This is a genomic window from Hymenobacter artigasi, from assembly GCF_012275535.1.
GTDB classification, from domain to species: Bacteria; Bacteroidota; Bacteroidia; order Cytophagales; family Hymenobacteraceae; genus Hymenobacter; species Hymenobacter artigasi.
On record NZ_JAAVTK010000007.1, the window covers coordinates 64,059 to 85,289 of the forward strand.

The 21,231-nt window shown below is 61.8% G+C and carries 20 protein-coding genes; 14 read left to right on the plus strand and 6 right to left on the minus strand.

Going from position 1 to position 21,231, the window contains the following annotated elements:
* Positions 1-36: 36 nt before the first annotated feature.
* Together porV and HBN54_RS12605 are read left to right on the plus strand one after the other, a co-directional pair.
* The gene (gene porV, locus HBN54_RS12600) at positions 37-1,260 is read left to right on the plus strand and encodes a type IX secretion system outer membrane channel protein PorV (RefSeq protein ID WP_168673568.1); all 1,224 of its coding nucleotides are present in this window, start codon (positions 37-39) and stop codon (positions 1,258-1,260) included.
* A 68-nt stretch (positions 1,261-1,328) separates the two neighbouring features.
* A complete protein-coding gene (locus tag HBN54_RS12605; protein ID WP_168673569.1) occupies positions 1,329-2,648 on the plus strand; it encodes a M16 family metallopeptidase in 1,320 nt (439 codons plus the stop codon).
* A gap of 239 nt (positions 2,649-2,887) precedes the next feature.
* Here the strand turns inward: HBN54_RS12605 and HBN54_RS12610 are convergent, their stop codons facing one another.
* From HBN54_RS12610 to HBN54_RS12620, 3 genes are all read right to left on the minus strand, one after another.
* The gene (locus HBN54_RS12610; protein ID WP_168673570.1) at positions 2,888-4,261 is read right to left on the minus strand and encodes an NAD(P)/FAD-dependent oxidoreductase; all 1,374 of its coding nucleotides are present in this window, start codon (positions 4,259-4,261) and stop codon (positions 2,888-2,890) included.
* Positions 4,262-4,303: 42 nt separating this feature from the next.
* Positions 4,304-4,615 carry a GxxExxY protein gene (locus HBN54_RS24130; protein ID WP_168673571.1) on the minus strand — a complete coding sequence of 104 codons (312 nt, stop codon included), beginning with the start codon at positions 4,613-4,615 and terminating at the stop codon, positions 4,304-4,306.
* Positions 4,616-4,697: 82 nt separating this feature from the next.
* Positions 4,698-5,384: a carboxypeptidase-like regulatory domain-containing protein gene (locus tag HBN54_RS12620; protein ID WP_168673572.1), complete on the minus strand. Its 687-nt coding sequence runs from the start codon at positions 5,382-5,384 to the stop codon at positions 4,698-4,700.
* A gap of 101 nt (positions 5,385-5,485) precedes the next feature.
* Between HBN54_RS12620 and HBN54_RS12625 the strand changes: the two genes are divergently transcribed.
* From HBN54_RS12625 to HBN54_RS12640, 4 genes are all read left to right on the plus strand, one after another.
* Entirely contained in the window at positions 5,486-5,875 is a 390-nt protein-coding gene (locus tag HBN54_RS12625) for an ArsR/SmtB family transcription factor (RefSeq protein WP_168673573.1), read from the plus strand.
* A gap of 69 nt (positions 5,876-5,944) precedes the next feature.
* Complete coding sequence (locus HBN54_RS12630; protein ID WP_168673574.1) at positions 5,945-6,268, plus strand: (2Fe-2S) ferredoxin domain-containing protein; 324 nt, start codon at positions 5,945-5,947, stop codon at positions 6,266-6,268.
* Positions 6,269-6,393: 125 nt separating this feature from the next.
* A complete protein-coding gene (locus HBN54_RS12635) occupies positions 6,394-7,662 on the plus strand; it encodes a BamA/TamA family outer membrane protein (protein WP_168673575.1) in 1,269 nt (422 codons plus the stop codon).
* A 214-nt stretch (positions 7,663-7,876) separates the two neighbouring features.
* On the plus strand, positions 7,877-9,115 hold the full coding sequence (locus tag HBN54_RS12640; protein WP_168673576.1) for a glycosyltransferase: 1,239 nt from the start codon (positions 7,877-7,879) through the stop codon (positions 9,113-9,115).
* On the opposite strand, the gene HBN54_RS12645 is transcribed toward HBN54_RS12640, so the two are convergent.
* From HBN54_RS12645 to HBN54_RS12655, 3 genes are read right to left on the minus strand one after another with little or no spacing between them, the layout of a single operon-like run.
* A complete protein-coding gene (locus HBN54_RS12645) occupies positions 9,112-9,708 on the minus strand; it encodes a class I SAM-dependent DNA methyltransferase (protein WP_168673577.1) in 597 nt (198 codons plus the stop codon). The genes HBN54_RS12640 and HBN54_RS12645 overlap by 4 nt on opposite strands.
* Positions 9,705-10,448 (minus strand): PIG-L deacetylase family protein, encoded by a 744-nt coding sequence (locus tag HBN54_RS12650; protein ID WP_168673578.1) that lies wholly within the window; start codon positions 10,446-10,448, stop codon positions 9,705-9,707. The genes HBN54_RS12645 and HBN54_RS12650 overlap by 4 nt, the downstream gene beginning before the upstream one ends.
* Before the next feature lie 39 nt (positions 10,449-10,487).
* The gene (locus HBN54_RS12655; RefSeq protein WP_235955518.1) at positions 10,488-11,690 is read right to left on the minus strand and encodes an acyl-CoA dehydrogenase family protein; all 1,203 of its coding nucleotides are present in this window, start codon (positions 11,688-11,690) and stop codon (positions 10,488-10,490) included.
* A 184-nt stretch (positions 11,691-11,874) separates the two neighbouring features.
* On the opposite strand from HBN54_RS12655, the gene purH reads away from it, so the two are divergent.
* The 8 genes from purH (at position 11,875) to HBN54_RS12695 (ending at position 21,096) form a co-directional block, all read left to right on the plus strand.
* Positions 11,875-13,485: a bifunctional phosphoribosylaminoimidazolecarboxamide formyltransferase/IMP cyclohydrolase gene (gene purH / locus HBN54_RS12660; protein ID WP_168673579.1), complete on the plus strand. Its 1,611-nt coding sequence runs from the start codon at positions 11,875-11,877 to the stop codon at positions 13,483-13,485.
* 362 nt (positions 13,486-13,847) lie between these two features.
* On the plus strand, positions 13,848-14,873 hold the full coding sequence (locus HBN54_RS12665; protein ID WP_168673580.1) for a rod shape-determining protein: 1,026 nt from the start codon (positions 13,848-13,850) through the stop codon (positions 14,871-14,873).
* Between the two features lie 145 nt (positions 14,874-15,018).
* Positions 15,019-15,957 (plus strand): rod shape-determining protein MreC, encoded by a 939-nt coding sequence (gene mreC / locus HBN54_RS12670; protein WP_168673581.1) that lies wholly within the window; start codon positions 15,019-15,021, stop codon positions 15,955-15,957.
* Entirely contained in the window at positions 15,954-16,481 is a 528-nt protein-coding gene (locus HBN54_RS12675; RefSeq protein WP_168673582.1) for a hypothetical protein, read from the plus strand. The genes mreC and HBN54_RS12675 overlap by 4 nt, the downstream gene beginning before the upstream one ends.
* Before the next feature lie 125 nt (positions 16,482-16,606).
* A complete protein-coding gene (gene mrdA / locus HBN54_RS12680) occupies positions 16,607-18,466 on the plus strand; it encodes a penicillin-binding protein 2 (RefSeq protein WP_168673583.1) in 1,860 nt (619 codons plus the stop codon).
* 198 nt (positions 18,467-18,664) lie between these two features.
* Positions 18,665-19,381 (plus strand): 3-ketoacyl-ACP reductase, encoded by a 717-nt coding sequence (locus HBN54_RS12685; RefSeq protein ID WP_168673584.1) that lies wholly within the window; start codon positions 18,665-18,667, stop codon positions 19,379-19,381.
* An 84-nt stretch (positions 19,382-19,465) separates the two neighbouring features.
* A complete protein-coding gene (gene rpiA / locus HBN54_RS12690; RefSeq protein WP_168673585.1) occupies positions 19,466-20,218 on the plus strand; it encodes a ribose-5-phosphate isomerase RpiA in 753 nt (250 codons plus the stop codon).
* Complete coding sequence (locus tag HBN54_RS12695; RefSeq protein WP_168673586.1) at positions 20,218-21,096, plus strand: EamA family transporter; 879 nt, start codon at positions 20,218-20,220, stop codon at positions 21,094-21,096. The genes rpiA and HBN54_RS12695 overlap by 1 nt, the downstream gene beginning before the upstream one ends.
* Positions 21,097-21,231 lie beyond the last annotated feature (135 nt).

Sequence of the window (21,231 nt, forward strand, 5' to 3'; positions counted from 1 at the left end):
CGCCCGGGCTACACCCGGTCCTCATTTCCCACCTCTATGCAGCTTCTTTTTTCCCGTTCGCGCGTGGCGCTTTCAGCCGGCTTGCTGGCCGTAGCGGCCACTGCCCAGGGCCAGACTACTCCCCACACCATTACCACGGCCGTGCCTATTCTGACCCTCAGCCCCGATGCGCGTTCATCGGCCCTGGGCGAGGCGGGCGTGGCAACTTCGCCCGACGCGAACTCGGCGTATTTCAACCCGGGCAAGCTGGGCTTCGTGCAGTATAAGTACGCAGCTTCGGTATCGTATTCGCCCTGGCTGCGCAACATCACCGACGACATGAGCCTGTCGTACCTCTCGGGCTATGCCAAGGTGGGCAAGCGCTCCGCCTTCGGGGCTTCGCTGATGTATTTCGATTTGGGCAGCATTGACTACCGCGATGGCGGCAACCTGCCGGTCGGTTCCTTCAACCCCAAAGAATATGCCCTGGCCGTATCCTACGGCTTGCAGCTGACGGATAATTTCGGGGTGGGCGCTTCGGTGCGCTACATCCGCTCCAACCTGGTGGGGGCGTACGCAAACAACGACGCCAAGTCCGGCAATGCCGCCGCCGTGGACCTGGGAGCCTATTATTCCAAGGATGCCACTATTGGTACCGGCATCTATAACCTGGCTTTTGGGGCTTCGATAACCAACATCGGCAACAAGATGACCTATGCCGACCCGCTCAACCCCAGCTTCCTGCCCACCACGCTGAAACTGGGCACGGCCATCACCCGCGAGATTGACCAGTACAACAAGATTACGGTCACCTTCGACGCCAGCAAGCTGCTCGTGCCTTCGCCATACTACATTGATGGCGTGTCGGCCAATGACCCACGGGTTAAAGACGAGAACACCCGCCGCAACAACCAGAACATCGTGAGCGGCATCTTCAACTCCTTCAGCGATGCCCCCGGTGGTGCCAAAGAAGAGTTGCGCGAAATCAACCTTTCGAGCGGCCTGGAGTACAACTACAACGACCTGCTGTATGCGCGGGGTGGCTACTTCTACGAAAACCCCGAAAAGGGTGGCCGTCAGTACGTGAGCCTGGGCCTGGGCGTGCGCTACCAGGTGTTTGGCATCGACGGCACTTACCTGGTACCCACGGGCCAGAACAGCCAGGCCAACCCCCTGGCCCAGACCATTCGCGTATCGCTGCACTTCAACCTGAACAAGCTGTCTGAGGCGTTCGACGAGAATGGGGCCGGTGGCACCAGCGGCGACACGCCTTCGAACTAACCCGTCCTTTTTTAGTTACCCCACAGCTCCCCTTCTCGGCCGAGAAGGGGAGTTTGTTATTACTGCTTATGCCTTCTTCTTCGACTTCTGCTTCGATGCTCGACCGTACCGTTGCCCCTCCCGTTCAGCCCCTGGCCCGCGTTACGCTTCCCGATGCCGATGTACACACCCTGCCCAGCGGTGCCCGCCTGCATGTACTGGCCAACGATGCCCAGCCCGTGGTGCGCCTGCAAGCCGTGTTCCGGGCCGGCAAGCTGGCCGAAAACCGCCCCGGTCTGGCGTCCCTCACCGCCCGCATGCTGCTGGAGGGCACCACCACCCGCACCGCTCGCCAGATTGCCGACGAGGTGGCCTTCTACGGCGCCTCGCTCGACTGCGACTCCGGCTTCGACCGCTCCACGCTCACGCTCTACTGCCTCACCCGGCACCTGCCCACGCTGCTGCCGCTGGTGATTGACGTGCTCAGCAACCCGGCCTTTCCGGCGGCCGAGCTGGAGCAATTGAAAACCCGCACCATTCAAAATGCGCGCGTCGAGCGCAAAAAGACCAGCTACCTGGCCTCCGAGCGGTTCAATGAGCTGCTCTTCGGAGCCGATACGGCCTACGGCCGGCCTTTCGATGCCGAAGCCTACCAGGCCCTGACGGCAGTGGAAGCGCAGGCTTTTCACCAAACAATGTATTCGTTCAGCAACGCCGAGATTTTCCTCTGCGGCGATGTAGCCGCCGAGCAGGAATTGGTAGCCGCTACCTTCGGCACAGCTCCGGTTACGGCAGTGCCCCTGGCCGCGTCGCCCGCTGTTGACGAGCCTGTCATTTCTGCGCTGCCCGACCGGGTGGCCGTGACCGGCAGCTTGCAGGCGTCCATTCGCATGGGCCGGCCCTGGCCCGCGCCCACCCATCCCGATACCCACCGCCTCCGGCTGCTGGTGAACGTGTTCGGCGGCTACTTTGGCTCGCGCCTGATGCGGAATATCCGCGAAGACAAGGGCCTGACCTACGGCATTTATGCCAGCGTGGCTCCGCGCGAGTTCGGGACAACGCTCGTTATTGGCACCGATGTGAAAGGCGAAAGCGCTGACTTCGCGGTGAGCGAGATTGAGCTGGAGCTGCGCCGCCTGCAGGAAGAGCTGATTCCGGAAGAGGAGCTGGAAACGGTGAAAAACTACATCCTGGGCAAGTTTGCCAACGAGCTGTCCACCGTTTTCGAGCAGTGCGACAAGTACAAGAACCTCGTGTTCCTGAACCTGCCCGCCGATTATTACACCCAATTTGTGCAGCAAACCGAAGCCGCCGATGCCCAAACGCTGCAAGCGCTGGCTCAGTCTTACTTCGCACCCGCAGCTATGCAGACGGTTATCGCCGGCCCGCCGCTGAAGCTTACCGCCTAAGTACTTAAGCTGCGAAGTAGCCGCGTAGCGGTGGCAGGTGTGTAGCCAACCGAATAAAGCCGCGAAAAAGCCGCGTAGCGGTGACAGAAAGCATGAGCAATCTGTCACCGCTACGCGGCTTTTTCGACGCTATGCCGGAAGTTCTACACACCTGCCGCCGCTACGCAGCTACTCCGCAATTTGGCCGCTTTGCAGAGGAGCTACTTCGGCAAACTCAGCATGACCGATTTAATGTATTCCTACGCCGGCTCCTGAATGGCGGGCGGCGTAGCGTTGTACTCAACTGTAGCGGTGCGGTGCTCCGCGCCTTTTTTGCCCTTGTCGTCCTTCACATCGCGGCGGCTGAAGGGCCGGATGATGAGCCGCAACGCCTGGTCGGAGCTGAAGTAGCTGAAGGCCCAGTCCACCAGCGCCACCACTTTGTTGCGGAAGCCCACCAGCGTCATCAGGTGCACAAACAGCCAGGTGAGCCAGCCGAAGAAACCGTTGAAGTGGATGTTGCCGGGCAGGTCGACCACGGCCTTGTTGCGGCTCACAATGGCCATCGAGCCTTTGTTGTTGTACACGAAGTCGCGGGGCGTTTCGCCGCGCAGCATACGCTGGAGGTTGAGGGCCAGGTGGTCGGCGTGCTGCTGGGCCACGGGCGCGAGCATGGGCATGCCCTGGGGCATGTCGGTGGTCACCATGTTGGCCACGTCGCCGATGGCGAAGATGTTGGTCTGGCCCTGCACCAGGTTCCAGTCGTTCACCGTGATGCGCTTGTTGCGGGTCACGGCCTCGGCGGGCAGGCCGGGTACTTCGGCCCCGTTCACGCCAGCGGCCCATACCAGGTTTTCGGTCTGAATAAATTCGGTATCCGAAAAATAAGCCTTGCCGTCCTCGTAGCGTTTAATGGCCGTGTTGAGCTGCACCAGCACGCCCAGGTCGTCCATGTAGCGCTTGGCATCGGCCTGCGAGGCCAGCGACATGGGCCCGAGCAGCGCTGGCCCTGCTTCCACCAGGAAAATCTGCATGGCCTGCAGGTCCAGCTCCGGGTAGTCCTTGGGTAGCACGTGCTTGCGCATTTCGGCCAGCGAGCCGCTGATTTCCACGCCCGTAGGGCCGCCGCCCACTACCACGATGTTCAGCAGCGCCTGCTTCTCGGCCGGGTCGCTGGTGAGCAGGGCTTTCTCAAAATTCTGAAAGATGAAGCTGCGCAGGTTCAGGGCATTCGGGATGCTCTTGATTTGCATGGCGTTGCGCTCAATGCTCTCCAGCCCGAAGAAGTTGGTGAGCGAGCCGGTGGCCAGCACCAAGTAGTCGTATTGGATATGGCCTACGCTGGTTACCAAAGTGTTGGTAGCCGATTCTATCCGCTGCACGTCGGCCATGCGGTAGAAGAAGTTGGTCTGCCCCGCAAAAATCTTCCGAATCGGATACGCAATGCTGTCGGCTTCCAATGCGCCGGTGGCTACCTGGTACAGCAGCGGCTGGAAGTTGTGGTAGTTGTTGCGGTCGACGACGACGACCTGCACCGGGGCTTTGCGCAGCGCCTGGGCCAGGCGCAAACCGCCAAAGCCACAGCCTACAATAACGACGCGCGGCTTATCCGAAACGGGGAGGTTGGTATCCATAGGACCACAAATTGAGTTGATTTCAACTCATTAAACAGATATCTATGGCTTCTGGTTGGCTATTGGCCTGAAATACCTGTATATATTGAGATGGCTAGCGGTTGTGCGTTTGGCGGGTTCAGGCGTTTCAGTAGCCGTTTGATTTCCAGACGGGGGGTGCCGAAATTGAGCATCGGCCCTACCGGAATCCCGAATGCTTCGAGGTCGTTGAGTAGTTGCAGTCAAACTGTCGACTGCTTTTAACCCAACCAATACCTGGCCTTCGACGAAAAAATCGGCCCTTCGGGAGCCGACTTTTTCGTTCTCGTAATAAATGGGCAAGTCAATTTCGCGCTCGGCGTTCAACCTCTTCAACGGGTAAAAGGTAGCGAAAGAAAGTCCGAATCAGAACCATAAAAACCCGTCCAATCGGTCAAAATCCACTTAATCGGTGGTCCTATTCGTCGTCGTAGTTCTTCTTCTTAAACTCGCCTTTTTTCACCTGCTGAATGAGCTGGAGCCAGCTAAATGGGTTGAGCAGCGGGTTGTTGGAGTACTGGTTGGGGGCCATGCCCATGCGGCGGTCGTAGTCGAGCTGCTGGTTGCTCATCGACTGGCGGAAGTTGGCCACCGCGCCCATGGGCTGGGTGCGGAAAATGCGGTTCATCAGTTCCTGGTTCAGGTTGTCGGCGGCGGCGGTGCCGCGCTCGGTGGGCAGGCGCAGGGCCAGGAAGGCTTTTTTGAAGTCGCGCTCGGTGGTGTAGGGAAATACGCGCACCTCGGGCAGCACGGTGGCATCTTCCTTCAGCTGCACGATAACAGAGTAGCTCTGGCGCTGGAAATCCTTCGGGATGATGATGGTCTGGTTGGCATAGCCCAGCGAGCGAATCACGATGCTGTCGCCGGCCAGCACGGCCATCGAGAAATAGCCGTAGATGTTGGACGCCGTGCCCCGGCCTGCCTTGGGCACGTATATCGTGGCCCCGGGCACGCCCAGCAGGCTGTCGCCGGTGGCCACAATGCCGGTGAACTGAATCACCTTGCGCTTGCCCTGGGCGTGCGCGCCCGAGCCGGCCAGCAGCATGAGCAGCAGCGCCGCGGCAAAAAAGAAGGGAAAGCGACGAAGGCGCAAGAAATCAGGCATATTCAGATAGCGGAAAAACAAATATACGGCATCCGATTCGGGGCCGATGGTAACTTTGGGCAGAAAGAACGACGGGCAAACTTCCCCTTCCCAGACAGCAGATGCGCTTGAAACATTTCACGGTTGCTTTTGGGCAGCAACTTTTTAAATCTTTGGGCGATGAAAGCCGCGTGCGCATCCTGCATTTGCTGTGGCGCAACCAGGAAATGGTGGTGGCCGACCTGGAACAAGTGCTGGATTTCACTCAGACCAAAACCAGTCGGCAATTATCGTACTTAAAAAATGCAGGTTTGGTGAATGTGCGCCGGCTCGATAACTGGATGTATTATTTCCTGAAAGAAGAGACGGCCGAGCTGCTCCATGAGTTGCTGGCCTTCATGGAAAAAGACCCCCAGCTGCTGCACGACCAGCAAGTGTACCAAACCCTGTGGTCGAACCGCGAGCTGGCCGCGTATAAGCTGCAAAACCGCCACTGGCACGGCCTGGGGTAGGCTTTAATACAATAACCGTCATGCTTCGCTGCGCTCCGCATGACGGTAAGTTTCTTATTAATCGTCATTATGAGTACCGTTCGCCGCCTTTTTGTGTGCATCAATCAGAAATCCGGGGTAGGGGAGGACGTGGCCAAAGCCCTGCAAAAAGAGCTGAAGATTCAGAACCTGAAAAAGCTCCTGAGTAGCGGCGAGAAGCAGCAGGTACGCATCCAGACCTGCAACTGCCTCGACCTGTGTAAACAGTGCAAAAAAGGCCCCGGCGCGGCCCTCATCGTATATCCCGAAGGCACGGCCTACGGCAAAGTGCGCCCCGCTGATGCCGCCGAGCTGGTAGCCCGGCACCTGGGCCTGGGGCAGGTAGTGGAGCGCCTGCTGCTGCGCGACGAATAGGCCGGCGAAAGCCAGCCTCCGCGGGGCAAAAAGGGCCTTTGGCCGGGCCGGCCGCCGCTACTGCCAACCGTAGGGCTACATAATCCGTTGATAGGGCAATCCATTTGCTTTTCATTCCCGCTCCCATGCGTTTTTCTCTCGCAGCCCTGGTTTTCTCCGGGCTGAGCTTTACCGCCGCCGCCCAGCCAGCTGCGCCCCCCGATTCGGTTTACACCACGCCCCCGGCCGCGCCTCGCAGCGTTGGCCTTGCGCCAATGGCCGGGCAGCAGGTCCGCAGCACCAAGTCTTTCGGCCAGCTGGGTAAGAATGGCAACCTTAGCCTGTTGCCCATTCCGGTGCTGTTTTATCAGGCCGAAACCGGATTTGGCTATGGCCTAGGTGCCTTGCTCAGCGGCCGGTTTTCGTCCGATACCCTTACCCGGCCTTCCAACGCGCGGCTGCAATACTGGACTACCACCGAGGGCCAGTCGCTCATTCAGCTGGTGCACTCGGTGTACACGCCGGGCGAAAAATTTTACCTGAACGGTGAAATCAGCGCCTACGACATCCTGCTGTATTACTACGGCAAAGGGCCGGGCACTACCAGCGCCAACGAGTCGGAAACGGATTACAAGCTGTTCATTATCAACCAGCGGCTTCAGAAGCAGATTGCACCCAAGCTGTTTTTTGGTGCGCTGTACCGCTTCACCAACATCACGGGGGTGAGCGCGCCGGCCAAAACCACCGACGGCAACAGCACCAACTTCTTCTACAACGACTCGCGCATGACCGAGCGCGAACGGCAGAATACCAAGATTTCAGGCCTCGGGCCGGTCCTCACCTACGACACGCGCGATGTGCCGCTGGCCGCTTTCAGTGGTAATCTGCTCGATGTGAGCGCCACCTTCAACGGCACGGGCCTGGGTTCCGACTACCGCTTTACGCGCTATCAGGTCGATGCCCGCCACTTTCAGCCGCTGGGGTCCAACCGTACCATTCTGGCCGCGCAGTTTCTCGGGCAGTTCCACACCGGCGATGTGCCTTTCCGCGAGCTGGCCGGTATTGGTGCCAACCTGGGCGGCACGCTCTACAACAACGCCAACCTGTTGCGCGGCATCTACGAGCAGCGCTACCGCGACCGCCAGATGATTATGTTTCAGGCCGAAATCCGTCATAAGCTGTTCCCCAATGCCAATATCAGCTGGTTGAAGCGCTTCGACGGAGCTGTGTTCGGTGGCGTAGGCAACGTGAACCAGTACATCGACAAGTTCAACCTCAGCGATACCAAGTACGCCGGGGGCGCGGGCATCCGCTTCAACTTCATCCGCCGCGACCGCGTGAACCTGCGCCTCGACTACGCCGGCGGCACCGGCAGCAAGCCGGGCATCCTGTTTGCCATCGGCGAAGCCTTCTAGGAACCGCTGATTCTTGCAATAAGCCTCTTCTGGTTTCAGGAGAGGCTTTTTTGTGGCGTTTAAATTCCATTTTTAATCAAAACAGCTACCGCCGCCAGTTTTCTGATTGTCTGAGGAATAATGATGTTAAAAGCCCGTTAATAAGTGTGCTGGTGCATTATTGGAGTAAGCTGAACCTTATCCTTTGGCCCTTTCCCGGCGTACACCCGGCCCAATGGACCACGCTACCCCCGCGCGTTTCCTGGCGGCCCACGAGGCCACGGCTACCGCTCCCATGTCTTTGCTGCTGCGGCAGCCCCTGCCACCCCGCGACCAATGCGCGGCCCGCCTGCGTCGGCAACTGCCGCCGCCCCGCGCCGGCCTGCGCATCAGCGTCATCATTCCGGCCAAAGACGAGGCCGTCACCCTGCCCGCCGCCCTGGCCGCGCTGGCCGCCCAAACCACCGAGCACGGCCAACCCTTGCCCCCCAGTAGCTTCGAGGTCATCGTATTGGCCAATAATTGCCAGGATGCCACCGCCGCCGTGGTGCGCCGTCAGGCTCGGCGCTTTCCCGCGCTGGTGGTGCACGTGGCCGAGCTGTGCCTGGCCGGCGACACGGCCCACGTAGGCCGCGCCCGCCGCCTGCTGATGGACGAGGCCTGCGCCCGGCTGGAGCAGGTGGGCCAGCCCACCGGCATCATTGCCAGCACCGATGCCGATACCCGGGTAGCGCCCGATTGGCTGGCCACCATTCAGGCCGAAATAGCGGCCGGGACCGATGCCGTGGGCGGCCGCATCTTCATCAGTGAGGAAGAGGCCGTGCCGACGGCGCTTCAGCGCATTCAGGCGCACGACGCGGCTTATCGCCTGCTTTGCGCCCGCCTCGAAGACCTGACCGACCCAGCGCCGGCCGACCGGTGGCCGCGCCACCACCAGCATTTTGGGGCCAGCCTGGCGCTCACGGCCCGGGCCTACCGCCGGGTAGGCGGCCTGCCCGAAGTCCGGTTTCTGGAAGATGAAGCCCTGTGCCAGCAGCTGCGCCGGCACGACTTAACCCTGCGCCACAGCCCCCGGGTGCGCGTGCTCACCTCGGCCCGCCGCCAGGGCCGGGTAGAAGTGGGCCTGTCCTGGCAGCTGAACGAGTGGCTCCGCATGAGCCAGCAGCAGCGCGAGCCGCACGTTGAAAACCCCGTGCAGCTGCTGCGGCAGTGGCAGCTGCGCCGCCAGCTCCGCGCCTGCTGGGCCGGCAGCCCAGGCGCCGAGCCCGATGCCGCAATAGCCCGCCTGGGCCTGCCCGTAGCCACGGTGCTGGCCCAAATGCGGGAGGCGCCCACGTTCGGGGTGCTGTGGGAATGGGCGCTGGCCCACAGCCCCACTCTGACCATGGCGATGGTGCCACTATCGCAGGCGCTGCTGGTGCTGCCCCGGCTTATTCGGAGCGGCGTGGTGGCGCAGTCGCGGCCAGTGGCCTAGCGCTTTTCCAGCAAGTCGAGCCGGTAGGTTTCGTGGCGCTGGCCGGTGAGGTGGCGTAATGGGCCATTGCTCGTGGTTTTGGCCAGGAAGAGTTCATGCACGTCGTCGCCGGTCAGGGGGTAGTCGTGCACGGGCGGCGTCCAGTGCACCAATAGCAGCTGGCCGCCAGGATTCAGGCTGGTGATGAGCAAGTCGGCGGCCCGGGCCAGGTCGGCGGGCGACCAATAATAGCCCACTTCCGAAAGCACGATTAAATCGAATGTCTGCCGGGGAAATTCCTCGGGCACCCGCAGCTGCCGGATTTCCACCTGCGGCAAGCCCACGCACCGCGCCCGTGCCTGCGCCAGTGCCGCCTCGCTCACATCCACGGCCAGCAGGTGGCCGCAGCGCGAAGCCAGCTGCGCCGTGAGCACCCCCAGCGAGCACCCTATTTCAAACACCTCCGCGTAGTGCGGATGCGGCAGGGCGGCCAGCGTGGCGGTGTATTTCCCGCGCTCATAGGGGCTGGTTTCGAAATTCCACGGGTCGCGGTTGGCCTGGTAAACGTGGTCGAAATACTCCGGCGGCAGCGTGTTGGGCTGGTTTTCGTTCATAATTCAAGCGCTTCAAAATAGACTTCGTAGGGCCCGGCAAAGTGCGCCAGCATGTCTGCCGATAATAGAAACCCTTCGGCATCATCGGAAAACACGCCGGGGGCCACCTGCGAGCGGTGTGCCGCAATGGCCTGCTGCTTCTGGCGCAAGCCCACCGCAATGTCCAGCCGGAAGCCCCGCACGGCATCGGCGGCCGTGGGCAGGTCCTCCGGCGCGGCGCGCTCCCAGGCCCACACCACGTATTCGAGGCGGCGCGGTGGGTGCGGCAGGCCGGCCAGGGCGGCTTGCACCAATTGGGCGGTGGCACGGTGGTCGGGATGGGGGTCGCGCCGCCAGGGCACCAGCACGGTAGCGGCCTGCTGGCGCTCCAGAAACTGCTGCAGCCGCGCCACGGCTTCGGTAAAGCCGGGCTCATCTGGGCCGCCGGGCACCCGGCCATCGGGCAGGGCCAGCAGCAGCGGCTCCGTTACATCAGCTCCCAGAAGGGTGAGGGCGTGGCGGAATTCGGCCGCCCGCACCGCCTGCCGCGCCGGTGCCGAAAACAGCGCCGAGCGGGGGTGCGACATGGTGCCATCGCTCACCAGCACGGCCGCCGTGGGCTGCCCGGCCTGGCGCAGCAGGGCCAGCAAGCCGCCGCAGCCCAGGGCTTCATCGTCGGGGTGCGGGGCAATAACTACGGTGGAGCCCAGGCCGGCCGCAAAGCTGGCGGCCCGAGCCGGATATTCGGAGAAAGGAAGCACGCTGAAAAATCCTGACAACTGACAACAAAAAACGGACAGCTAAAACGTCTTGCCTTCGAGCACGAAGCGGCCCACATCGGCCAATGCCCCATCGGGGGCGGGCTGGCGGAGGTAGTGGGTGAGGTCGCGGTGCAGGCGCTCGAACGGCTGGGGGCGCAGCAGGCCGCGCGCGCCCACGCAACGCTCGGCCAGGCGCAGCATCTCTAGGCTGATAGTCTCGATGGCAGTACGCATCATGTTGGCGTAGGCCACGGTGGCTTCGGCACCTTCGGGCGTGGCGGCACTGGGGCGGGCGGCATTTTCGGCGGCCCCGCGCAGCCACTGGCGGCCGCTTTCCAGCAGAATGGCCATTTCGCCGAGGCGCTGGCGCTGGTAGGGGTCGTCGGTGCGACCGAGGCTGCGTAGGAAGTCGCGGGTTTCGTCAAAAACAGCTTCGGCCCCGCCCAGCTGCACGGCCGCAAACCGAATGGCCCCGCCGCTGAACGCCGGCTGCTGGTAGTAGGCATTGGGCGGGCCGATGAGGTCCTCCGGCCCAATTTCCAGCCCGGTCAAATCGGCCCGGAAGCTGGCGGTGGCCCGCATGCCCAGCGGCTGCCAGAAAGAGCGGTCCAGCGCGGGCGGCTGGGCATCGGCCGGCAGCACAAACAGCTGCCAGCCCTGGCCATGCGGCAGTGCCCCGGTAATGAGCGGCCGCGCCAGCTGCCCGGCCCCGGAAGCGAAGGTTTTGGCTCCGCGCAGGCGGTAGCGGCCGTTGGGCAAGTCCTCCAGGTGCACGCCATCGGCCGGGTTTTCAGTGTTCCAAACGCCGAATAAGCGCCCGGCGCGGGCATCGGCCGCGTAGCCGGCCACCTGCGCTGCCGTGGCCAGCTGCTGAATAAGCAGCAGCGCGTTGGTGTGGCCTTCAAATACGCGCCCCACTGCCAGGTTGCCCCGCCCCACGTGCTGCAACACCCGCAGCAGCGGCAGCGTGGCCGCCGGCGCGTGCAGCCCGGCTCCACCCAGGGATGCGGGTAGCGCCGCCGTGAGCAGCCCGGCCGCGTGCAGCCAGCCAAACTCCTGGGTGGGAAAGCCGCCTTCCACATCGGTAGCGGCCGCCTGGTCGAAGAGGCGCGGGGCCAGCTGCGCGGCAGCCGCTTCGGCTTCGGTAGGCGTCATCACGGCCGGGGTGGGCGTTTCAACCGGGGTGGGCGTTTCAATAGGGCTGGGGTCAGTAGCGGGCAAAGCGGCAGCGGTAGTCAGCATGTGCTAGAATGGGTAAAGCAGGGTGCTTTGCTATACTTATCAAAGCGGCGCAGTGTTCGGTCAAAGCTGATTTTGTAGCCGGCGGGCGCGGTGGTAATAATTCGGTAACACTGCCTGCGGACGGCGGGCTAAGGCTGGGCGTACCTTCGTGGCGGCAATTATGCCCAGCTTTTTCGCCCGTTTTATGTCGTCCCGTCCCATTCGCGCCGCGTTGCTTTCCGTGTATCACAAAGACCGGCTGGCCCCGCTGGTGCAGGTATTGCGCCAGCACGGCGTCACGCTGTACTCCACTGGTGGCACCCAGAAATTCCTCGAAGAAGAGGGTGCCGAAGTAACCGCCGTGGAAGACCTCACCGGCTTTCCCGAAGTGTTTGGTGGCCGCGTAAAAACGCTGCATCCCAAGGTGTTCGGTGGCATCCTGCACCGCCGGCACGACGTAGGCGACCTCGCCGAAGCCGAGCAGCATGATATTCCCCCCATCGACCTGGTAGTGGTCGATTTATATCCTTTCGAAGAAACCGTAGCCAGCGGGGCCGAAGAGCAGGACGTCATCGAAAAGATTGACATCGGGGGCATTTCGCTGCTGCGCGCCGCCGCCAAAAACTTCCGCGACGTGCTCGTAATCAGTAGCCGCGACCAGTACGCGGCCGTCACCGAGCTGCTCACCGCCAAAAACGGCGCGACTGACATTGAAGACCGCCGCCACTATGCCGCCGCCGCCTTCGCCACCACCTCGCACTACGACACCGAAATTTTCCGGTATATAAGCAAAGGCACTGAATGGGAGCAGCCAGATTACACGATTGAGTCGCTTCAGGCGAAAGCTGCTCGTGAGAAGAACGAGTTGGGCGGCTTAGTGGAAGCCGGCTGGCATACGACCATTCACCCTGCTGCCACGCCCCTGCGCTACGGCGAGAACCCCCACCAGGCCGGCACGTTCTACGGCGACCTCACGGCCCTGTTCGACCAGCTGCACGGCAAGCAGCTGAGCTACAACAACCTGGTGGATGTGGATGCCGCCGTGGCCCTCATGGCCGAATTCACCGACGGCGAGCCGGCCTGCGCCATTCTCAAGCACACCAACGCCTGCGGCGTGGCCCAGGCTGCCACGCTGCGTGAAGCGTATGTGAATGCCCTGAGCTGCGACCCGACTTCGGCTTTCGGCGGCGTCATCATCGTGAACAAGGAAGTAGACGCGGCCACTGCCGCCGAGCTCAGCCAGCTGTTCTTCGAAGTCCTCATCGCCCCCGGCTTCGCCGCTGATGCGTTGCCCGTGCTCCAGAGCAAGAAAAACCGCATTCTGCTGCTACAAAAGCCGGTGGAGTTCCCGAAGAAGCTCGTCAAGACCCTGCTCAACGGCATTATCGAGCAGGATGCCGACCGCCAGACCGAAACCGCCGCTGATTTCCGCACCGTAACCCAATCGGCCGCGACTGAAGAGGAAACGGCCGCCCTCGTTTTCGCCGGCAAAATCTGCAAGCACACCAAGAGCAACACCATCGTGCTGGCCCGGGCCGGCCAGCTGCTGGCCTCCGGCGTGGGCCAGACCTCGCGCGTGGATGCCTTGCGCCAGGCCATTGAAAAAGCCCGCACCTTCGGCTTCGACCTGCACGGCTGCGTGATGGCTTCCGACGCCTTCTTCCCCTTCCCCGACTGCGTGGAAATTGCCGGCGCGGCCGGCATCCGCGCCGTGGTGCAGCCCGGCGGCTCCATCAAGGATGCCGACAGCATTAAGGCCTGCGATGATTTGGGCATGGCCATGGTGCTCACCGGCGTGCGGCATTTCAAGCACTAGTTCTCGTCTGTCATTGCGGGCGCCCCCATTCCCGGGCCACGCGAAACCTCACCCCCTGACCCCCTCTCCAAAAAAGAGGGGGCACCGGACTTGTTCCAAACGTAAAGGATTTGAATACAAAGAGTCCAGTGCATTGCGCTGGACTCTTTGTTCTTTTAACATTCTGTCCGAACCGGTGCCCCCTCTTTTTTGGAGAGGGGGTCAGGGGGTGAGGTTTCGCATGGCCCGGGAATGGGGGGCGCCTGCAATGACAGAGCGGAATACCATAATCCCGTTCACCAACCCCGCGCAAACCTTCCGTACCTTTGCGCATTATTCTGCCCGACCCTATAATCGGGCTCCGCCTTATTGCAGCTAACTCAATGGGTTTCTTTAATTTCCTGACCAGCGACATCGCCATCGACCTGGGTACGGCCAATACGCTCATTATTCATAACGATAAAATCGTGGTGGATGAGCCGAGCATCATCGCCAAAGACCGAACTACGAATAAAGTCATCGCCGTGGGCCGCCAGGCCCAGCAGATGCACGAAAAAACGCACGATAACATCCGTACCATCCGCCCCCTGAAGGACGGCGTGATTGCCGATTTCCACGCCGCCGAGGAAATGATTAAGGGCATGATTAAGATGATTGACACGCGCAAGCGGCTATTTCAGCCCTCGCACCGCATGGTCATCTGCATCCCGTCGGGCATTACCGAGGTAGAGAAGCGCGCTGTGCGCGACTCCGCCGAGCACGCCGGAGCCAAGGAAGTGTGGATGATTCAGGAGCCCATGGCCGCCGCCATTGGCATCGGCATCGACGTGCAGCAGCCCGTGGGCTCGATGATTATCGACATCGGAGGTGGTACCACCGAAATTGCGGTAATCGCACTGTCGGGTATTGTGTGCGACCAGTCCATAAAAACGGCCGGCGACGTGTTCAATCAGGACATTCTCGACTACATGCGCCGGCAGCACAACCTGCTCATCGGCGAGCGTTCGGCCGAGCGCATCAAAATTGAAGTTGGCGCGGCCCTCACCGAACTCGACGTGCCGCCGCCCGACCACGAAGTGCGCGGCCGCGACCTGATGACGGGCATTCCGAAAGTTATCAAAGTAACCTTCTCGGAAATCGCCATTGCCCTCGACAAATCGGTGGCTAAAATTGAAGAAGCGGTATTGAAAGCCCTCGAAATTTCGCCGCCCGAATTGTCGGCCGATATTTACGAAAACGGCATTCACCTCACCGGTGGCGGCGCCCTGCTGCGCGGGCTGGATAAGCGCCTGGCCGCCAAAACCAAGCTGCCGATTCACATTGCCGAAGACCCGCTGCGCGCCGTGGTGCGCGGCACGGGCAAGGCTATTAAGGACATTCAGGCCTTCAAGGGCGTGCTGCTGACTTAACTCAAGCTGATAATAGTTGAACGTCATGCAGAGCGCAGCGAAGCATCTTTACTGCGTAGGTAATCAGATTTACTACAGCGGTAGAGATGCTTCGCTGCGCTCTGCATGACGTTCTATGTTCTCCGACAAAAAGTAAAATACCTCCGTGCGGAATCTATTTCTTTTCCTATTTCGCTTTCGCGGGGCGCTGGTATTTGGCTTATTGGAAATAATCAGCCTGTATTTATTCATTACCAGTAATTCGTACCAGCGGGCGGCGTTTTTTAATTCGGCCAACTCCTACGCGGGCACGGTGCTGGCCCGCCGCACCCAGATACTGGACTATTTCCAGCTGGCCGAGATAAACCAGCAGCTGGCCGCCGAAAATGCGGCCCTCCGCCAGCAACTTTTTCCGGCCGATTCGACGCGCCGCGAGGCCGATTCGGTGGCCCTGGCCCCGGCCCGCGCCGATTCGCTGAAGCGCGTGCGCTACCAGCGGCCGGCAACCAAGCCCGATACCTTATTGCTGGGGCAGCAGCTGGTAGCGGCCCGCGACCCAAGTTATCCACTTATTCCGGCCCGGGTTATCAACAACATGCTGCATAATGTGGATAACTATCTCACGCTGAACGTGGGCAGTGCCGATGGCGTGGTGCCCGGCAAGGGCGTGGTGGCGGCCGGGGGCGTGGTGGGCCGCGTGAAGGTGGTGAGCGCGCATTATGCCACCGTCACGAGCCTGCTGCATTCGCAGACGCGCATTGCCTCCAAAATCAAGCGCGATGGCACGTTCGGTACCATCAAGTGGCAGGGCGACGACCCCACCCACGCGCTGCTCGATAACGTGCTGCGCGAAACCAAGCTGGTGAAGGGCGATACGGTGCTCACGTCGAGCTACAACTCGGTATTTCCCGAGGGCATTTTCATTGGCACCATCGACTCCTTTGTGAAGGAGCCGGACAAGAATTTCTGGACTATCCGGGTGAAGCTGGGCGTCAATTTTGCCAACCTGACCTACGTGTACATCGTGACCAATCGCAACAAGCCCGAGCGCGACACCCTGGAAACCCACACGGGCATGCTCCCGAAAGGAGGGACGCGTCCATGAGCGGCCTGCGGTTCATTTTTTTGCAGGTGCTGCGCTTCGTGCTGTATGCGGGCGTGCACGTTTTGCTAATCAGTCGGCTGGTGCTGTTTGATTTGGGCTGGTGCTTTTTCTACCTGGGCTTTTTGCTGTTTTTGCCCATCACCACGCCCATCGTGGTGCAGCTCCTGCTCTCGTTTGCGATGGGGCTCACGATGGATATTTTTTACGACACGGGCGGACTGCACGCGGCGGCGGCGGTGCTGCTGGGCTTTTTGCGGCCGTGGGTGCTGCGCCTGCTCACCCCGCGCGACGGCTACGACAGCGCCGACGCCGTGAACGTGCACCAGATGGGCTGGCAGTGGTTTGGCGTGTACATGACGCTGCTGGTGGTGCTGCACCACGCCGCGTTTTTCCTGCTGGAGCTGGGCAGCTTCCGGCATTTTGGCACCACGCTGGGGAAAATGCTGGTGAGTGCACTCTTTACCAGCCTCGCGCTGTTGATTGTGCAGCTGCTGTTTTTCCCGGTGCGCCGGGGACGGAGTTAATTTATTATTTCTGTCATCCTGAGCGGAGCGAAGGACCTTATCACACTAGATTGGTTAGCAGCAATTTCAAACCGATGCAGACGTGATAAGGTCCTTCGCTCCGCTCAGGATGACAAACGTGAACTATGCAATACCTCGAAGGCCGTAAGTACGTGGTGCAGGGCATCTTTTTGTTGGTGGCCCTCATCTTCCTCACCCGCCTGTTTTTCATGCAGGTGCTGGACGGGACGTATAAGCTGGCCGCCGACAAAAACACCCTGCAGCGCCTGGTGCAGATTCCGTACCGGGGGCTGATTTACGACCGCAAAAACCTGCCCCTGGTGCAGAATACGCCGGTGTACGACCTGGTGGTGGTGCCCCGCGAAGTGAAGCAGCTCGACACGCTCCGCTTTGCCGAATTGCTGCAAATACCGCTGGAAGACCTGCGCGCCAGCCTGAAAGCGGCCAAAAAGTATTCGCGCGTGAAGCCCTCGCCCATCCTGCAAAACCTGACGACGGCCGATTTGGCGGTTATTCTGGACAAGCTGGGCGACTTCCCGGGCTTCCGCACCCAGACGCGCATGGCGCGCGCCTACCGCACGCCCAACCTTGCCCACGCCCTGGGCTACGTGGGGGCCATCACGCCGGCTTTTCTCGAAAAGCCCAAGTACGCCAAGTACCAGCCCGGCGAGAACGTGGGCATTTCGGGCCTGGAATCTTACTACGAGCAGACGCTGATGGGCCGGCGCGGCGTGCAGTACAAGATGGTGAACGTGCGCGGCATCGAAAAAGGCAAGTTTCGCGGGGGCGAGTTCGACACGCTGTCGGTGGCCGGGCAGGACCTGCACCTGAGCATCGACGCGGAATTGCAGGCCTATGGGGAGCAGTTGCTGGCGGGCCGGCGCGGCTCCATTGTGGCCATCGACCCCAAGACGGGCGAGATTCTGGCCTTCGTCTCGGCCCCGCACTACAAGCCGCAGCTGCTTACGGGTAAGGGCTCGGGCAACCGCTACATGGCCCTGCTCAACAACCCCGACCGTCCGCTGTTCGACCGCCCGCTGATGGCTACCTATCCGCCGGGCTCGGTGTTTAAGCTGGTGAATGAGCTGGTGGCCTTGCAGTTGGGCGTGGTGCAGCCCAGCACCGGCTTCGAGTGTAACCAGAAGCTGGTGAAATGCACCCACCGCCACGAGTACCCGGCCAACGTGAGCCTGGCCATCAAAAACAGCTGCAATCCTTATTTCTACCAGGTGTTGCGGGCAGCGGTGGTCCGCGGGCAGGCCAAGAATAAGTACGACGATGCCCACATCGGCCTGGGGCAGTGGCAGAAAATGGTGAAGTCTTTCGGCTTGGGCGAAAAGCTGGGCGTGGACATGAGCCAGGAAAAGCGCGGCCTGATTCCGTCGCCGGAGTTTTACGACCAGAAGTTTTTTGATAAGAAGCACAACCGGCAGCACCGCTGGAGCTTCCGCAACGTGTACTCGCTTAGTATTGGGCAGGGCGAAATCGGTATCACCGGCCTGCAAATGGCGAATGTGCTGGCCACCATCGCCAACCGGGGCTGGTACTATACCCCGCATTTCGTGCGCGGCATTGGCCAGGGCGGACCGCTGCCCGAATTCCGGCAGAAGCACTACACGGCCGTGGATACAACGCTGTTCAAGTACATCATCCCCGGCATGGAGATGGTGGTGGACGGCAACGGCGGCACCGGCAACCTGGCCTCGCTCTCGCAATACGGTATCACGATGGCCGGCAAAACCGGCACCGTGCAAAATCCTCACGGCTTCGACCACGCCACGTTCGCGGCCTTCGCCCCGGTGCAGGACCCCAAAATTGCCATTGCCGTGTTCATCGAGAACAGTGGCTTTGGCGGCACCAGCGCCGCCCCGGCCGCTGGCTTGATGATTGAGAAATACCTGCGCGGCAAAGTAGCCCCGCACCGCAAGCGCTGGGAAGACTGGGTGATGTACGGCGACTTCACCAAGCATCTGCATGGGATGTAGGAGCTGCCGGTCAAGGAAGAACGTCATGCCGAGCGCAGCCGAGGCATCTCGCGTGGGGTAGTAATCCAATCAACTGGATTTACTGCTGCACGCGAGATGCCTCGGCTCCGCTCGGCATGACGTTATACATTATGCAGCCGAGCCCCCAACCTTTCGGCCCCAAATCTGGTTCTACCCCTTCACAACCCCAGAAAAAACATGGAATCCCTCCAAGGAAAAGTCGCCCTCGTTACGGGCGCAGGCAAAGGAATTGGCCGTTCGGTGGCCCTGGCGCTGGCCGCCGAAGGCGTACACGTTGGTCTGCTGGCCCGGACTGAAAGTGACCTGCAAGCCGTAGCCGGCGAGATTATCGCCGCTGGTGGCACCGTTATTACGGCCGTGGCCGATGTGGCCGACCGCACCGCCGTGAACCTCGCCGTGGCTAAAATCCACCAGGAGCTGGGCCCGATTGACATCCTCATCAACAACGCCGGCATTGGCACGTTTGCCAAGTTTCTGGAGATGGAGCCCGAGCAGTGGGAGCACATCATTCAGGTGAACCTGATGGGTACATACTACGTGACCCGCGCCGTGCTGCCGGTGATGATTGCGCGCCAGACCGGCGATATCATCAATATTTCGTCCACGTCGGGGCAGCGCGCTGCCGCTGGCAGCAGCGCCTACAGCGCCTCGAAGTTCGCGGTGCTGGGCCTCACCGAGTCGCTGATGCAGGAGGTGCGCAAGCACAATATCCGCGTGTCGGCCCTCACGCCCAGCACGGTAGCCACGCCACTGGCCCTCGAAAACAAGCTCACCGACGGCAACCCCGACAAGGTGATGCAGCCCGAGGATTTGGCCGAGTTCATGGTGTCGCAGCTAAAGCTGAACCGCCGCATTTTTATTAAAGAAGCCGGTATGTGGTCGACAAACCCGTAATTTCGGGCACCCAATTGTTGGCGAAGCGCCCCCGCAGCCTGGCTGCGGGGGCGCTTCTGGTTATCACCAAACGCTCCAAGCTCCATGTCAAGCCCCGAAACCCAGCAGCAGCAGCTCGCCCAGGAAAAACAACTCGTTGCCGCCACCGCCGCCGGGTGGGTGCGCGATGGCATGGTGGTGGGGCTGGGCACGGGCAGCACGGCCGCGCCGTTTATTGAGCTGCTGGGCCAGCGGGTGCGCGAGGACGGCCTGCGCATTCAGGCCACGGCCACCTCGCGGGCCAGCGATGAGCTGGCCCGCGAGGTGGGCATCCCGATGCTGGAGCCCCGGCGCGGCCTGCGCTTCGACCTGACCGTGGACGGAGCCGACGAGCTCGACTCGCAGCTGCGCCTCATAAAGGGTGGGGGCGGGGCCTTGCTGCGCGAAAAGGTAATTGCCACCGCTTCCGACTACCTGCTCATCGTGGCCGATTCGTCGAAGGCCGTGGCGCAGCTGGGCCGGTTTCCGCTGCCGCTGGAAGTAGTGCCCTTCGCCCTGCCTTGGGTGCTGGATGCCGTGGCCGCCCTCGGCGGTGCGCCCGTGGTGCGGGTGAACAAGCTGAACCCCGCCGAGCTGGCCCAATCCGACCAGGGGAATTTATTGGTGGACTGTCATTTCGAGCAAATTGAAGACCCGTCCGCCCTGGCCCTCCAACTGAAAACCATCCCCGGAATGGTGGAGCATGGGTTGTTTCTGGGGTTGGCGCGGGCGGCCATCATCGTGCAGGGCGGGGCGGCGCAGGTGCTGCGCCCGGGCCAGGCGGCGGTGGCGGCCGCCGCATTTTCGGCGCTGCCCTAATGGTTGATTCCGGCCGATTCACGTTCCCGGCGGTGCCTGCCGTGCTGCTTTCCATTGTGAGCGTGCAGGGCGGGGCGGCCATTGCCAAAGGGCTGTTTCCGGTACTGGGGCCAGCGGGCACTACCAGCCTGCGGGTGGGTATTTCGGCGCTGGTGCTGCTGCTGGTGGTACGCCCGCAGCTGGGGCGCTTGTCGGGGGCGCAGTGGCGGGCAGTGGTGCCCTACGGCCTGGCCCTTGGGCTGATGAACCTGCTGTTCTACTTCGCCCTGGCCCGCATTCCGCTCGGGCTGGCCGTCACGCTGGAATTTGTGGGGCCGCTGGGCCTGGCGCTGGCCGGCTCGCGCCGCTGGGCCGATGCGGTGTGGGCGCTGCTGGCCGCCGCGGGCATCGCCCTGATTGCGCCGTGGCACAGCCAGGGGATTGACCTGCTGGGCCTGGCTTTTGCGCTGGCGGCTGGCGGGGCCTGGGCCGTGTACATTGTGCTGGGCCAGCGCACGGCGGCGGTGCTGCCGGGCCAGCAGGCAGTGGCTATCGGAATGCTATTTGCGGCGTTGCCGGTGCTGCCTTTTGGCGTGGCCAGTGGCAGCTTGCTGGGCCTTACGCCGCATTTGCTGCTGCTGGGCGGGCTGCTGGCGTTGTTTTCCAGCGTATTGCCTTTTTCGCTGGAAATGCAGGCGTTGCGCACGTTACCCACCCGCACCTTCAGCATTTTGATGAGTCTGGAGCCGGTGGCGGCGGCCATATCCGGCTGGCTGCTGCTGGGCGAGCGGCTGCTTTTGGGGCAGTGGCTGGCGGTGGGCTTCATTGTGGTGGCCAGTTTGGGGGCCACGCTGACGGCTGGAGCCGGGCCGGCAGTGCCGGCCGTGGGTGGGGAATAGGCGCGAGATAGAGGAGCTTTACTGCCACTACTTCGGTCGCGTGAACCCGGCCGCGCTTTGTGCAAATGGTAACGAAAAGGACCCCGGAAATTATTGCCAGGGCTCTTTTTTGTTGCTCAAAAATGAAACCGGGGC

Excerpts from the sequence above, each read along its gene's own strand:
- porV (WP_168673568.1), top strand. The coding sequence starts at position 37 with ATGCAGCTTCTTTTTTCCCGTTCGCGCGTGGCGCTTTCAGCCGGCTTG.
- HBN54_RS12605 (WP_168673569.1), top strand. The coding sequence starts at position 1,329 with ATGCCTTCTTCTTCGACTTCTGCTTCGATGCTCGACCGTACCGTTGCC.
- HBN54_RS12610 (WP_168673570.1), bottom strand. The coding sequence starts at position 4,261 with ATGGATACCAACCTCCCCGTTTCGGATAAGCCGCGCGTCGTTATTGTA.
- HBN54_RS12620 (WP_168673572.1), bottom strand. The coding sequence starts at position 5,384 with ATGCCTGATTTCTTGCGCCTTCGTCGCTTTCCCTTCTTTTTTGCCGCG.
- HBN54_RS12625 (WP_168673573.1), top strand. The coding sequence starts at position 5,486 with ATGCGCTTGAAACATTTCACGGTTGCTTTTGGGCAGCAACTTTTTAAA.
- HBN54_RS12630 (WP_168673574.1), top strand. The coding sequence starts at position 5,945 with ATGAGTACCGTTCGCCGCCTTTTTGTGTGCATCAATCAGAAATCCGGG.
- HBN54_RS12635 (WP_168673575.1), top strand. The coding sequence starts at position 6,394 with ATGCGTTTTTCTCTCGCAGCCCTGGTTTTCTCCGGGCTGAGCTTTACC.
- HBN54_RS12640 (WP_168673576.1), top strand. The coding sequence starts at position 7,877 with ATGGACCACGCTACCCCCGCGCGTTTCCTGGCGGCCCACGAGGCCACG.
- HBN54_RS12645 (WP_168673577.1), bottom strand. The coding sequence starts at position 9,708 with ATGAACGAAAACCAGCCCAACACGCTGCCGCCGGAGTATTTCGACCAC.
- HBN54_RS12655 (WP_235955518.1), bottom strand. The coding sequence starts at position 11,690 with ATGCTGACTACCGCTGCCGCTTTGCCCGCTACTGACCCCAGCCCTATT.
- purH (WP_168673579.1), top strand. The coding sequence starts at position 11,875 with ATGTCGTCCCGTCCCATTCGCGCCGCGTTGCTTTCCGTGTATCACAAA.
- HBN54_RS12665 (WP_168673580.1), top strand. The coding sequence starts at position 13,848 with ATGGGTTTCTTTAATTTCCTGACCAGCGACATCGCCATCGACCTGGGT.
- HBN54_RS12675 (WP_168673582.1), top strand. The coding sequence starts at position 15,954 with ATGAGCGGCCTGCGGTTCATTTTTTTGCAGGTGCTGCGCTTCGTGCTG.
- mrdA (WP_168673583.1), top strand. The coding sequence starts at position 16,607 with ATGCAATACCTCGAAGGCCGTAAGTACGTGGTGCAGGGCATCTTTTTG.
- HBN54_RS12685 (WP_168673584.1), top strand. The coding sequence starts at position 18,665 with ATGGAATCCCTCCAAGGAAAAGTCGCCCTCGTTACGGGCGCAGGCAAA.
- rpiA (WP_168673585.1), top strand. The coding sequence starts at position 19,466 with ATGTCAAGCCCCGAAACCCAGCAGCAGCAGCTCGCCCAGGAAAAACAA.
- HBN54_RS12695 (WP_168673586.1), top strand. The coding sequence starts at position 20,218 with ATGGTTGATTCCGGCCGATTCACGTTCCCGGCGGTGCCTGCCGTGCTG.